The organism is Pseudomonas sp. LPH60 (genome assembly GCF_030718165.1).
GTDB classification, from domain to species: Bacteria; Pseudomonadota; Gammaproteobacteria; order Pseudomonadales; family Pseudomonadaceae; genus Aquipseudomonas; species Aquipseudomonas danubii.
The window spans coordinates 893,846-907,246 of sequence record NZ_JAVAJH010000003.1 but is presented as its reverse complement, the minus strand read 5'-3'; the positions used below and the strand labels follow the sequence as shown (position 1 = coordinate 907,246).

Annotated in this window: 11 protein-coding genes and 1 pseudogene; 8 read left to right on the top strand and 4 right to left on the bottom strand. The window is 64.2% G+C overall.

Annotated features, from left to right (window positions below):
• Positions 1–4: 4 nt before the first annotated feature.
• The 6 genes from ggt (at position 5) to Q8O96_RS14600 (ending at position 7,709) form a co-directional block, all read left to right on the top strand.
• On the top strand, positions 5–1,672 hold the full coding sequence (ggt, locus tag Q8O96_RS14625) for a gamma-glutamyltransferase (protein ID WP_305949004.1): 1,668 nt from the start codon (positions 5–7) through the stop codon (positions 1,670–1,672).
• A 212-nt stretch (positions 1,673–1,884) separates the two neighbouring features.
• Positions 1,885–3,330, top strand: coding sequence for a SulP family inorganic anion transporter (locus tag Q8O96_RS14620; RefSeq protein ID WP_305949003.1), 1,446 nt, complete (start codon positions 1,885–1,887; stop codon positions 3,328–3,330).
• A 215-nt stretch (positions 3,331–3,545) separates the two neighbouring features.
• Complete coding sequence (locus Q8O96_RS14615) at positions 3,546–4,895, top strand: gluconate:H+ symporter (protein ID WP_102861043.1); 1,350 nt, start codon at positions 3,546–3,548, stop codon at positions 4,893–4,895.
• Complete coding sequence (locus Q8O96_RS14610) at positions 4,896–5,756, top strand: MurR/RpiR family transcriptional regulator (protein ID WP_102861044.1); 861 nt, start codon at positions 4,896–4,898, stop codon at positions 5,754–5,756.
• A gap of 1 nt (position 5,757) precedes the next feature.
• On the top strand, positions 5,758–7,224 hold the full coding sequence (locus Q8O96_RS14605; RefSeq protein WP_305949002.1) for an amidohydrolase family protein: 1,467 nt from the start codon (positions 5,758–5,760) through the stop codon (positions 7,222–7,224).
• Positions 7,225–7,340: 116 nt separating this feature from the next.
• Complete coding sequence (locus Q8O96_RS14600; RefSeq protein ID WP_102861046.1) at positions 7,341–7,709, top strand: glyoxalase superfamily protein; 369 nt, start codon at positions 7,341–7,343, stop codon at positions 7,707–7,709.
• 6 nt (positions 7,710–7,715) lie between these two features.
• On the opposite strand, the gene Q8O96_RS14595 is transcribed toward Q8O96_RS14600, so the two are convergent.
• Positions 7,716–8,744, bottom strand: a complete 1,029-nt coding sequence (locus Q8O96_RS14595) for an AraC family transcriptional regulator (RefSeq protein ID WP_305949001.1) — start codon at positions 8,742–8,744, stop codon at positions 7,716–7,718.
• A 563-nt stretch (positions 8,745–9,307) separates the two neighbouring features.
• On the opposite strand from Q8O96_RS14595, the gene Q8O96_RS14590 reads away from it, so the two are divergent.
• A complete protein-coding gene (locus Q8O96_RS14590) occupies positions 9,308–9,745 on the top strand; it encodes a DUF3077 domain-containing protein (RefSeq protein ID WP_305949000.1) in 438 nt (145 codons plus the stop codon).
• Positions 9,746–9,818: 73 nt separating this feature from the next.
• Here Q8O96_RS14590 and Q8O96_RS31275 read toward each other — a convergent pair whose 3' ends face one another.
• Positions 9,819–10,523 (bottom strand): methyl-accepting chemotaxis protein, encoded by a 705-nt coding sequence (locus Q8O96_RS31275; RefSeq protein WP_371826182.1) that lies wholly within the window; start codon positions 10,521–10,523, stop codon positions 9,819–9,821.
• Positions 10,524–10,724: 201 nt separating this feature from the next.
• A pseudogene (locus Q8O96_RS31270) lies at positions 10,725–11,603 on the bottom strand (methyl-accepting chemotaxis protein); the annotation flags it as partial.
• Between the two features lie 493 nt (positions 11,604–12,096).
• Here Q8O96_RS31270 and Q8O96_RS14580 point away from each other — a divergent pair.
• Complete coding sequence (locus Q8O96_RS14580) at positions 12,097–12,771, top strand: histidine phosphatase family protein (protein WP_305948999.1); 675 nt, start codon at positions 12,097–12,099, stop codon at positions 12,769–12,771.
• Between the two features lie 38 nt (positions 12,772–12,809).
• Here Q8O96_RS14580 and Q8O96_RS14575 read toward each other — a convergent pair whose 3' ends face one another.
• Positions 12,810–13,394 carry a DUF2589 domain-containing protein gene (locus Q8O96_RS14575; protein WP_102861051.1) on the bottom strand — a complete coding sequence of 195 codons (585 nt, stop codon included), beginning with the start codon at positions 13,392–13,394 and terminating at the stop codon, positions 12,810–12,812.
• Between the last annotated feature and the right edge of the window lie 7 nt (positions 13,395–13,401).

The following is a 13,401-nucleotide window of genomic DNA, read 5'->3' as shown; positions in this document are numbered from 1 at the left end:
CTTTATGCGCATCCTGTTGTTCAAGACCCTGGCCCTGACGGCCGCCATCGCCGCCAGCAGTTCGGCGTTCGCCGTGACCCTGGAAGGCGGCGCGGTGGCAGCGCCCAACCAGTACGGCGCCGATGTCGCGGCGCAGATCCTGAAGAAAGGCGGTAACGCGGTGGACGCCGCGGTGGCCACGGCCTTCGCCCTGGCAGTGACCTACCCCGAAGCCGGCAACATCGGCGGCGGCGGTTTCATGACGATGTTCGTCGATGGCAAACCCTACTTCCTCGACTACCGGGAAACCGCGCCCAAGGCCGCGACCCGGGACATGTACCTGAACGAAAAGGGCGAGGTGATCGAGAACCTGAGCCTGGTGGGCGCGCGCGCCGCCGGGGTGCCGGGCACCGTGATGGGCCTGTGGGAAGCCCACCAGAAATTCGGCAAGTTGCCGTGGAGCGAGTTGATCACGCCGGCCGTGGGCTACGCGAAAAACGGTTTCAAGGTGGCGGACAAGCAGTACCAGTACCGCGAGGATGCGTTGAAGCTGTTCAACGGCAGCACCAACTTCGGCGACTACTTCGGCAGCATGAAACCCGGTGAAACCTTCCGTCAGCCGGAGCTGGCCGCGACCCTGGAGCGCATCGCCGACCAGGGCGCCAAGGAGTTCTACAGCGGCAAGACCGCCGATTTGCTGGTGGCGCAGATGCAGGCCGACAAGGGCCTGATCACCAAGCAGGACCTGCAGGACTACAAGGTCCAGTGGCGCCAGCCGCTGCAGGTCAGCTTCCGTGGCAACACCCTGTACACCGCACCGCCACCCAGCTCCGGCGGGGTGGCCCTGGCGCAGTTGATCAGCATCAAGGAAGAGCGTGCCGCGGACTTCAAGGGCGTCGAGCTGAACTCGGCCAAGTACATCCACTTGCTGGCGGAAATCGAAAAGCGCGTGTTCGCCGACCGTGCCGACTACCTGGGCGACCCGGCGTTCTCCGACGTGCCGGTCAAGCAACTGACCGACCCGGCCTATCTGAAAAAACGCGCCGCCGAGGTCAACCCCAACGCTATCTCGGCCACCGAGAAAGTGCGTCCCGGGCTTGAGCCGCACCAGACCACCCACTTCTCCATCGTCGATGCCCAGGGCAACGCGGTGAGCAACACCTACACCCTGAACTGGGATTACGGCAGTGGCGTGGTGGTCAAGGGCGCAGGCTTCTTGCTCAATGACGAAATGGACGACTTCAGCGCCAAGCCAGGCGTAGCCAACGCCTTCGGCGTGGTGGGTGGCGATGCCAACGCCATCGCCCCGGGCAAGCGCATGCTGTCGTCCATGAGCCCGAGCCTGGTGACTCGCGACGGCAAGGTCACCCTGGTGCTGGGTACCCCCGGTGGTTCGCGGATCTTCACCTCGATCTTCCAGGTGCTGAACAACCTCTATGACTACAACCTGCCCCTGGAAAAGGCCGTGGCCGCGCAGCGCGTGCATCACCAGCTGTTGCCCAAGGACACGATCTACTACGACGCCTATGCGCCGCTCACCGGCAAGGTCGCCGAAGAGCTGAAAACCATGGGCTACACCCTGGAAGACCAGGGCTGGGAGATGGGCGACATCCAGGCGATCCGGGTCAACGGCACCGCGCTTGAAACCGCTTCCGACCCCCGCGGTCGTGGCGTCGGCAAGGTCGTCAAATAACCGCTGAACCGCTGTAGGAGCCGGCTTTCCGGCGAACGGGCCCGTCAGCCTGGCGCCCGATCGAGCGCCGCTTCGCTGGCAAGCCAGCTCCTACTTTTGTTGTTCACGCGCCGACGAGCGGCTGTTCGGCGGCGCTTCAATTCCGTACCATTGCCCGCCTTTTTCCGCTCTCCCCCAGGACCGCGTCCGCCGGTTTGTCGATCAGGTCAACCATGAAAGCAAAACGTCTGCGCGCCGATGTCCTGGCCGGACTCACCACGTCCTTCGCCTTGCTCCCCGAATGCATCGCCTTCGCCCTGGTGGCTCACCTCAACCCGTTGATGGGCCTGTACGGCGCCTTCTTCATCTGCACCCTGACCGCGCTGTTCGGTGGTCGGCCCGGGATGATCTCCGGCGCTGCCGGTTCCATGGCGGTGGTGATCGTCGCCCTGGTGGTGCAGCACGGGGTGCAGTACCTGCTGGCCACGGTGTTGCTGGGCGGGCTGGTCATGGTCGCCTTTGGCCTGCTGCGCCTGGGCAAGTTGGTGCGCATGGTGCCGCACCCGGTGATGCTGGGGTTCGTCAACGGCCTGGCAATCGTCATTGCCCTGGCCCAGCTGGAGCATTTCAAGAGCGGTGAACACTGGCTCAGCGGCCAGGCGCTGTACCTGATGGCCGGGCTGGTGGCGCTGACCATGGCCATTGTCTACCTGCTGCCACGCCTGACTCGGGCTGTGCCACCGGCCCTGGTGGCGATCCTCGGCGTCGGCGTATTGGTGTACCTGCTGGGCCTGCCGACCCGCACCCTGGGGGACATGGCCCACATCGCCGGCGGTCTGCCGAGCCTGGCGCTGCCCCAGGTGCCGTGGAACCTGGACACCCTGGGCATCATCGCGCCCTACGCGTTGCTGATGGCCATGGTCGGCCTGCTGGAAACCCTGCTGACCCTGAACCTCACCGACGAAATCACCGAGAGCCGTGGCTACCCGGACCGCGAATGCGTGGCCCTGGGCGCGGCCAATGTGGTTTCGGGCCTGTTCGGCGGCATGGGCGGCTGCGCGATGATCGGCCAGACCGTGATCAACCTCAGCTCCGGTGGCCGCGGGCGCTTGTCCGGGGTGGTGGCCGGGGGGCTGATCCTGCTGTTCGTGCTGTTCCTGTCGCCGCTGATCGAGCGCATTCCCCTGGCGGCCCTGGTAGGGGTGATGTTCGTGGTGTCGCAGCAGACCTTTGCCTGGGCCTCGTTGCGGGTGATCAACAAGGTGCCGATGAACGATGTGCTGGTGATCCTCGCCGTGAGCGTGATCACGGTGTTCACCGACCTGGCCATAGCAGTGTTCTGCGGCATTGTGATCGCGGCGCTGAACTTTGCCTGGCAGCAGGCCCGGGAGCTGTACGCCGACGCTCACCTGGAGGCCGACGGCAGCAAGCGCTATCAGTTGCACGGCACGTTGTTCTTTGCTTCCACCACGCCGTTTCTCAATCAGTTCGACCCGGCGGGTGATCCACAGCATGTCACCGTCGACTGTCGCCACCTGAGCTTTGTCGACTACTCGGCCATCGCCGCCCTGAAAACCTTGCGCGAGCGCTATGCCAAGGCCGGCAAGCAACTGCGGGTGCTGCACCTGTCGGAGCGTTGCAAGAAGCTGCTGAAACGAGCCCGGGTACAACACGACTGAAGCCCGGGGCGAGTGGCAGCGCTCGCCCGTTTTTCAATGCGCGGGGATGAAAATAGCCACTACCGATTTTCATCCCTCGCGCTTTTGCATAGCTGTTCGCGACAAGGCCTGCCTCTTTACGAAAATTAGTTTCACTTGGTTTGAAACAAAACTCCTTAAGTGATTAAAGAGTTTCACAACCATTCAAAAGTGACGCTGTTTTCAAGGAGAACACCATGGCTCCCGCAACGGGTTATTGGCTGCTGGGCTACGCCGCAGTCGCCATCATTGCGTTGATCGTGTTGATCGCCCGCTACCGACTCAATCCCTTTATCGTCATCACCCTGGTGTCCGTCGGCCTGGCGCTGATGGCCGGCATGCCGCCGTCCGGCGTGGTGGGTGCCTATGAAGCCGGGGTCGGCAAGACCCTGGGCCATATTGCCCTGGTGGTGGCTCTGGGCACCATGCTCGGCAAGCTGATGGCCGAATCCGGCGGCGCCGAGCAAGTGGCGCGGACCTTGATCGACCGCTTCGGCGAGCGCAACGCCCATTGGGCCATGGTCTGTATCGCCTTTCTGGTGGGGCTGCCGCTGTTTTTCGAAGTGGGTTTTGTACTGCTCATCCCCATTGCTTTCACCGTGGCGCGGCGGGTGGGGGTGTCGCTGCTGATGGTGGGTCTGCCCATGGTCGCCGGGCTGTCGGTGGTCCACGCTCTGGTGCCGCCGCACCCGGGGGCGATGCTGGCGGTGCAGGCCTATCAGGCGTCGGTGGGGCAGACCCTGCTGTACGCGATCCTGATCGGCGTGCCCACGGCGATCATCGCCGGTCCGGTGTATGCCCGGTTTATCGTGCCGCACATTCATCTGCCGGCCGAGAACCCCCTGGAGCGTCAGTTCATTGCTCGCGAACCCCGGGCGCGCCTGCCCAGCTTTGGCCTGACCATGTTCACCATCCTGCTGCCGGTGGTGCTGATGCTGATCGGCGGCTGGGCCAACCTGCTGGCCGAGCCCGGCACCGGGCTCAATCAGTTCCTGCTGTTTATCGGCAACTCGGTGATCGCCCTGTTGGTGGCCACCCTGGTGAGTTTCTGGACCCTGGGGCTGGCCCAGGGGATCAACCGTGAATCGATCCTCAAGTTCACCAACGAGTGCCTGGCGCCCACGGCCAGCATCACCTTGCTGGTGGGGGCCGGTGGTGGCCTGAACCGGATTCTGATCGACTCCGGGGTCACCGAGCAGATCGTCGGCCTGGCCCATGAATTCCAGCTGTCGCCGCTGTGGATGGGCTGGCTGTTTGCGGTGTTGATGCGGGTCGCCACCGGTTCCGCCACCGTGGCCCTGACCACCGCTTCCGGGGTGGTGGCACCGGTGGCCGTCGGCCTGGGGTATCCCCACCCGGAACTGCTGGTGATTGCCACCGGGGCCGGTTCGGTGATTCTGTCCCACGTCAACGACGGTGGCTTCTGGCTGGTGAAGGAATACTTCAATATGACCGTCATTCAAACCTTCAAGACCTGGACCGTGCTGGAGACGCTGATTTCGCTGATCGCCTTCGGCCTGACCCTGGGACTCGCGGAGCTGTTGTAGATGGACATTCTTTATCAGATCCGTTCGCGCCTGGATGACTTCAGCGCCGGGGAAGGGCGGATCGCCCGCTTGCTGCTCGACGACGTGGGCTTTGCCGCCTCCGCCAGCCTCGACGAACTGGCCCAGCGCGCCGAAGTCAGCGCCGCCACCCTGTCGCGCTTTGCCCGCAGCGTCGGTTGCCGCGATTTGCGCCAACTGCGCTTGCAACTGGCCCAGGCCAGCGGTGTCGGTAGCCGCTTTCTCGACCCGGCGGGAGCGCCCGAGCAGTCCGGTTTCTACCGGCAGATCCTGGGCGATATCGAGTCTGCGCTGCATCAGCACCTGGCCGGTTTCGAGGAAACGCAGTTTGCCGATGCGGTGCGCTTGCTGGGGCGCGCACGGATGATCCACGCCTTCGGCATGGGCGGCTGCTCGACGCTGTGCAGCGATGAACTGCAGGTGCGCCTGGTGCGCCTGGGCTACCCCATCGCCGCCTGCCACGACCCGGTGATGATGCGGGTGACCGCCGCCGCCCTGGGGCCGCAACACGCGGTGATCGCCTGTTCCCTGACCGGCATCACCCCCGAATTGCTGGACGCGGTGGCCCTGGCCCGCAACTACGGTGCCGGCATCCTCGCCATCACCCTGCCCGAGTCACCCCTGGCGCAACTGGCGGACGTGGTGCTGCCTCTGCACAGCGCCGAAACCTCGTTCATCTACAAACCCACCGCGGCCCGCTACGGCATGCTGCTGGCCATTGATGTGCTGGCCACCGAGCTGGCCCTGGCCCTGCCCGATGACAGCCAGGAACGCCTGCGGCGAATCAAGCTGGCCCTGGACCATTACCGGGGCGGCGACGACTGCCTGCCCCTGGGAGACTGACATGCGCTACGACACGCTGATCCGCAACGCCCTGATCATCGACGGCAGCGACCGCCCGGGCTATCCCGCCGACCTGGCGATCGGCGACGGTCGCATCCAGCGCATCGGCGACCTGTCCGCGGCCACCGCCGAGCACGAGATCGATGCCGGCGGCCGGGTCCTGGCCCCGGGCTTCATCGATGTGCACACCCACGACGACACCGTGGTGATCCGCCAGCCGCAGATGCTGCCCAAGCTCAGCCAGGGCGTGACCACAGTGATCGTCGGCAACTGCGGGATCAGCGCTGCGCCGGTGAGCCTCAAGGGCGATCCGCCGGACCCGATGAACCTGCTGGGCGAGCGCTCGATGTTTGTCTATCCGCACTTTCGCGACTATCGCGCGGCGGTGGATGAGGCGCGCCCGGCGGTGAACGTCGCGGCCCTGGTGGGGCACACGGCGCTGCGCAGCAACCACCTTTCGGACCTGCATCGCACCGCCAGCGCAGGCGAAATCGCGGCCATGCGCGAGCAACTGCGCGAAAGCCTGGAGGACGGCGCCCTCGGCCTGTCCAGCGGGCTGGCCTATGCCAGCGCGTTTTGCGCCGAGACCGATGAAGTGCTGCAACTGGCCCAGGAACTGACGGCGTTCGGGGCGGTGTACACCACCCACCTGCGCAGCGAGTTCGAGCCGGTGCTGGAGGCCATGGACGAAGCCTTCCTGATCGGTCGCGCGGCCCGGGCGCCGGTGATCGTCTCCCACCTCAAATGCGCCGGGGCCGGCAACTGGGGACGCAGCCCGCAACTGCTGGCGGCCCTGGAACAGGCGGCCCAGGATCATCCGGTGGGCTGCGATTGTTATCCCTACGCCGCCAGCTCTTCGACCCTGGATCTCAAGCAGGTCACCGATGCGTACCGCATCACCATCACCTGGTCCACGCCGCACCCCGAACAGGGCGGTCGTGATCTGAACGAGATTGCCGACGAGTGGGGCGTCAGCCTGCTGGTCGCCGCCGAGCGCCTGCAACCGGCGGGGGCGGTGTACTACGGCATGGATGAAAGCGACGTGCGGCGCATCCTCGCCCATCCGTTGTCGATGATCGGCTCCGATGGCCTGCCGGAAGATCCCTTCCCTCATCCACGGTTGTGGGGGGCCTTCCCTCGGGTACTGGGCCACTTCAGCCGCGACCTGGGCCTGTTCCCGCTGTACACCGCGGTGCACAAGATGACCGGGCTTTCGGCGGCGCGATTCGGCCTGCACCAGCGCGGCGAAATCCGCGAGGGGCATTGGGCCGACCTGGTGCTGTTCGACCCGGCGCGGGTGCGCGACGTGGCCGATTTCAAGCACCCGCAGCAAGCCGCGCAAGGGATCGACGGGGTCTGGGTCAATGGCGTGCGCAGCTACGCCGAGGGCCAGGCCAACGGTCAGCGCTCGGGACGTTTCTTAGCGAGGGAGGGGGACTTGCGCCGGGGCTTCACATTCGCAGTCTGATTCTATGATCTTCGTCACAGCGATGGCGCTGTGCCATTAAAGAATCCTGGCGCGGCGCCGAAGTGCTGGGAATCGCCGCCTGTAGAGTCGGCCTATTTCAGTCAGGGAGTCATGCAATGAGCTTTGGCAAAACCACCCCTATCCTGCGGATCTTCGATGAAGCCAAGGCCCGGGAGTTTTACCTGGACTTCCTGGGGTTCAACCTCGATTGGCAGCACCGCTTCGAGGACAACTTCCCGCTGTACATGCAGGTATCCCGGGGCGATTGCGTGCTGCACCTGTCCGAGCATCACGGCGATTGCACCCCGGGCGCGGCGCTGCGGATCGAGACCGATGAACTGGAAGCCTTCCAGCAGCAATTGCTGGCCAAGCAGTACCGTTTTTCCCATCCGCAGATCCAGGCCATGCCCTGGGGCAGCCAGGACATGGCCATCAGCGATCCGTTCGGCAATCGGCTGGTGTTCACCAACGCCATCAGCGTCTGAGCGGGCTCAGGCCTTGCCGGCGCTTAGCGCGGTCTGACGAAACTGTCCCGGGGTCAACCCGGTGCGGCTCTTGAAGCTGCGGTGAAATGAACGGGATTCGGTAAAGCCCAGGCAATCGGCGATCCCCTGGATCGACAGCTCGCTGTGGCACAGATAGTGCTCGGCCAGCTCCTGGCGCAAGTCATCGAGAATCTGTTGGTAGGACGTGCCGGCCTGTTGCAGCTGGCGCTGCAGCGTGCGTTCGGACATCTGCAACTGCTCCGCCACCTGCTCCTTGCGCGGCAGACCGTCCTTGAGCAACTGGCGCAACACGTTCTGCACCTGCAACGCCAGGGGCGCATCGGCCAACGAGGCCATCATCGCCTGGGCGTGATCCTCCAGGGTCTTGAGCAGCCGCGCATCGGCCTGGCGCAAGGGCAACTGCAGGTAGTGCAGCGGTGCCACCAGGGCCGAGCAGGCTTGCCCGAACAGCACCGGGCAGCCGAACAGGGCCTCGTACTGCGTCACCTCGGCCGACTCCGGCCGCGAATGCTCGAACCACACCGTAGTGGGGGAGAGCTGCGAGTCGGCGATCCAGCGCGCATACAGCAGCCAGGAGGCCAGGACGTTTTCCACCAGATGCCGGCGAATGTCCGGGCGCCGATGACGACAGCTCCAGATCAACCGCACCTGATCGCCCGCCACCTCGGCCCGGCTGGTGCCCATGTCCCCCACCAGTTTTTCGAACGGCATGATGCGGCCCATGGCTTCGCCCAGGGTCGCGCAGTTCATGGTGATGTAGCCCAGCACGTTCCAGGAGCTGGGTTTGACGAAGCGCGCCGAATTGAGCCCGAACAGCGGATCGCCGGAGTGCTGGCAGAAGTAGTCGAGCAACCGCTCATGCACCTCCACCGGCAGGCGCAGGCTGGTGTCGTTCAACTGCGCGGCTTCAAGCCCCGCCGCCGCTAGCGCCGGCGCCGTGGCAATACCCAATTGCTCGGCATAGAGCAGATATTTGAGCAAGGGTGGGACCGAGGTAAAACCGAGGCTGGGCATCGAGATATTCCTGGTGACAGATCCTTCGGACAGCAGGACGCAGACCGGGAAAGGTAAGGGCAAACCCCAAGTGCTGTAAATGGCCGGCGCCCCCGCTTCTTGTAGCCGCTGCCGCAGGCTGCGAACGGCCCCGAAGGGGACGCCGTCCTTGAGGGCCTCTGAAGGCCCTGCGGGCCTTGTCGCAGCCTGCGGCAGCGGCTACAGGGATGCGATAAAGTTTGCCTCTGATGGCGGATTTTCGCTTTGATTTGTAGGGCATTTCCGCGAGAATCCACCCGTTACATTTCAACTGTTTGCATGGCTTGTGCCTATCGAATGTCCAGGGCTAGTCTTCGGCCGTCGCTGCATTTCAGCGATCGGGTTTGGTAGCCCGCATCACTTCAGGCACAAGCGCCGCTGACTTTCGACAGGCCTTAATCTGTCGACGTGTTATGGCGGCTGTGCGCAGGGCACCTCGTGTGCGCTGGGTTTCCTGGAGTCCCGGTCTACCAACCTGCGTATGGCCGCCACCTTGATCGTTTGGTAGCGATGCGTGGCGGTTCAACTTCTCCAGGAGTTTTGCCGTGAAGAAGATCGTTCCCGATCCACCCGTTCTGCAACCCAGCCGTGAGTTGATCACTGCGCTGGAAGAACCCAACAAGACCTTGCTACAGGCGCTGCAAAACACCGCGCTTTCGCCCCCTTTGCATGAGCACTTCACTGCCACTGGCAGCAACCGCTTTGGTTGCCGGGATGGCGAGGGCCGTCCGCTGTTTGCGGTATGCGAAGGGGTCAATGCCGAAGAGGCGCTGCTGCACGTTTCATTGCTGCTCAAGTGCGCCGAAGAGACGGCCGACGAAATCACCAGTGCCAGCGGCATCGAGCGCGGGCTGATCTGGTCGATGATTCATTCGGTGGAGATGGCGCGGGCGGTGGTGGATGCGCTGCTCGACGGTGCCGAACAACCCTCTGTAGCCGCTGCCGCAGGCTGCGAACGGCCCCGAAGGGGACGCCGCTCTTGAGGGCCTAGGAAGGCCCTTCGGTCCTTGTCGCAGCCTGCGGCAGCGGCTACAGGACCGAAGGGCGCGCCGCGAATCAGACGCGGAAGTGGCTGACCATCATCTGCAACTGGCCGCCCAGGCGCGCCAGTTCAACACTGGAGGCGGCGGTTTCGTCGCTGGCGGCGGCGGTCTGTTCGGACACGTCGCGCACGTTGATGATGCTGCGGCTGATCTCTTCGGCCACGGCGCTCTGCTGCTCGGCCGCGGCGGCGATCTGCTGGTTCATCGATTGGATGTTGGACACGGTGCGGGTGATGCTTTCCAGCGAGGCACCGGCCTTGCGGGTCAGCTCGACGCTGCTGTCGGTCAGGCTGCGGCTGTTGTTCATCACCGTGGCCACTTGCTGGGTGCCGTTCTGCAGGCCGGCCACCAGTTCCTCGATCTCTTCGGTGGACTTCTGGGTGCGCTGGGCCAGGGCCCGCACTTCGTCGGCGACCACGGCGAAACCACGCCCGGCTTCACCGGCACGGGCGGCTTCGATGGCGGCGTTCAGCGCCAGCAGGTTGGTCTGTTCGGCCACGGCCTTGATCACGTCCATGACGCTGCCGATCTTGTCGCTTTCCTGTTGCAGCACGGTCATGGCATCGGTGGAACGCACCACTTCGCTGGCCAGGCGCTCGATCTGCTCGATGGCCTGGGCCACCACTTTGTCGCCTTCGCGGGCTTCGCCGTCGGCGGCGGCTGCGGCCTGGGAAGCTTCTTCGGCATTGCGCGCGACTTCCTGCACGGTGGCGGTCATCTCGTGCATGGCGGTGGCCACCTGGTCGGTCTCGACCTTCTGGCTGTTGACCCCGGCGCTGGTTTCTTCGGTCACGGCGGACAGTTCTTCGGCGGCGCTGGCGATCTGGGTCACGCCGTCGCGGATGCCACCGATCAGTTCGCGCAGGGTCACGCCCATGCGCACGATGCCTTGTTGCAGCACGCCCAGTTCATCGCGACGGGTCACCCGCAGGTTTTCGGTGAGATCGCCCGAAGCGATGCGCTCGACCACGGCCAGGGTTTCCCGCAGCGGACGGGTGATCTGCCGGGTGATGATCACGGCAGCCAGTACGCCCACCAGCAGGGCCAGCAGGGTGCTGATCAATTGCAGGCTGCGGGCCTGGGCGCTTTCGATGTCGCGGCGCTCCAGCTGGATCTGGTACAGGGCGTCGCTGCGGCTGACGATGTCGGCGCCCTGCTCGGTCATTTCCTTGCGCGCCTGCACGGCGTCGGTGAAGGCGACCTTGAAGGCCTGCAGCGAACTGCGGTAGCCGCTCAGTGCGGTTTCCAGCTGTTGCAGGGCATCACGCTGGGTGCTGCTGAAATGGCTCTTGAGCTGATCCATTTCGGCAATGGCCGCGTTGAGCTGGGTGACGGCTTTCTGTTCGGTGTCCGGGTTGTTGGTGGTGACGTAGCCGCGCACTTCATAGCGCGCCAGTTGGAAGGCTTCCTTGGCCTGGGTGATGGCCTGGAACTGTTCGAAGCGCGCGTCGCTCAGGGGCAGTTGCTTGACCCAGGTGTTGATGCCATTGATCAGGTCATTGGCGCGTTCGGCGTTCTGGTTCATCGCCAGGCGCGCAGCGTCGCCGGTGCGGTAGGCATTGCGCATCTTGTTCAGCGAGTCCTGATAAGCGCTGATGGTGGCGCCCAGACCTTGCAGGAGCTTGATGTTTTCCGGGCTCTGGAACGTGGCCAGGAGTTTTTTCTGCTGGGCGCTGAAATCATCCAGGGTCTTCTGCACGCCCTGGGCGGCGGTTTCGTCGCCGTTGGCCAGCATGTACTGCAGACGGGTGACCCGCAGTTTGGTCAGGCCGCTGTTGAGCTGGGTGATGTCGCTCATCCAGTTACTGCGGTCGATCAGGTTGCCCAGACTGGTCCAGCCGGTCAGTGCCAGGATGCCGGTGAGGGCCAGAACCAGGCCGAAACCCAGGCCCAGCTTAAGGTTGACGCTGATGTTGGCAAACCAACTACTCATTGAATTCCTCCAGGAACGTAGCTCTTCTTGATCTTGAGTTGGCTGGAAGATTGTTGTTGTTGGTGACCAGCAAGGTGTTTTGTAGGGGGTGTATCGGCGGGATGTGCCATAGCTGAAACGATTTCGTCCGCATTGTCCCAAGACAATGTTTTCGGCGATGGACGGTTATTTTGCGGGATGAACCACCCGTGCGTTGAGCTTTTTTTCACATTGATTTCACCGCTCCCCAACGGTGTGCGCCCTAGAGTCGGTCCGGTTGCTGCCAGCGTGCCCGGCCGCGCTCAATGGTCATCCGGGTTCTGTAGCCTCGCTACGCGCTGCTCAAAACCCCGGATCACTCTCAAAGGGCGGCAGGACTGTGGCTACAAGACTCGTGCTGGCGGTGGCCAAGCGTCCGCCCTTTAGGCGTTCCCTGGTCCGTTACAAGAACGCGCTGGCGCTGCTGGGCGTGGTGCTGCTGCTCCCCTTGAGTCTGTACCTGCTCAAGCCGGCGGCGGTGCCGGACCTGGCCCACGGCAACGTGGCCGGGATCAGGGCCTTGACCCGCAGTTGGGCCAAGGGCGACATGATTGTCCTGGTGCGTCACGTGGAGCGCTGCGATCGCTCCAGTGCCACCTGTCTCGGGCCCGCCGATGGTATTACCGATCGAGCGCGGGAGGTGGCGGTGAGCATTGGCGCGCAGTTCGAGCAGTTGGGCCTGGAACGCACCGACCTCTATAACAGCCCCCTGACCCGCACCGCGCAGACGGCCGGCTATATGTTCAGCAAGGTCAGCAGTGGCGATGACTGGCTGTACAACTGCAAGAACGGCCTGCTGCGCGACGTGCTGGCGCATAAGGTCGCTGGCCGCAATCTGGTGCTGGTGACCCACAGTGAATGCATGGACCAACTGGAGCAGGAACTGAAACTGTCGACCCCGACCCTGGGTTACGGCGCCTCGCTGTTTGTGTCTACCGATACCCTCAACGGGGCGCCGAAGATGCTCGGGATGATCGAGGCCAGTGACTGGCGTTCGGTAAACCTCAAGCCCTGACGGCCCCCGGGGCCGGCCGTCGCGGCCGGTGATCAGGCTCAGGGGGCCAGCAGGTCCGGATCGGCGGGAGGGGGTGCCGCGGGAGCCAGCGCGCCGGGCGCAGGACCTTCATTGATCCGCTGTGGACTGATCAGATTGGTGAACTCCTCGATCAGGCGCTGGATCGCCTCCGGCGGCTCGCAGTCGCGAAACTCCATGCAGATCTGCACTTCGTCCGGATCGCGCTCCTGGCCTTCGCGCTTGCCGCTGCCGAAGGTGACGAAAAACTTCTCGCTCTGCAGTTCGCCATTCTCCAGGTCGTGGCTGGCCTTCTGCAGTTCGGTGCCCTGCATGCGCACCGACAGGTCGACGGTCATCTTGTGCAGGGCCAGGCCCTTGGGCGAGACCAGGGCAATCAACGGGACGTTGATGATGTGCTGTTCGTTGAGGGCCACCTCGACCATCTTGGCCTTCATCGGCGTACCCAGGTCGTTGACGTTGTAGTCGAAGAACTGGTCGAACAACTTGATGTATTGCTGGGCGATCAGGTTGTGGGTCGCGGCGGCGGCCTGGTGCATGCCACGGGTGATGTGGCTCAGGTCGCTGGCGGACATGGGCTCCTTGCGACGGGAAAAAAACGCCATGGATCAT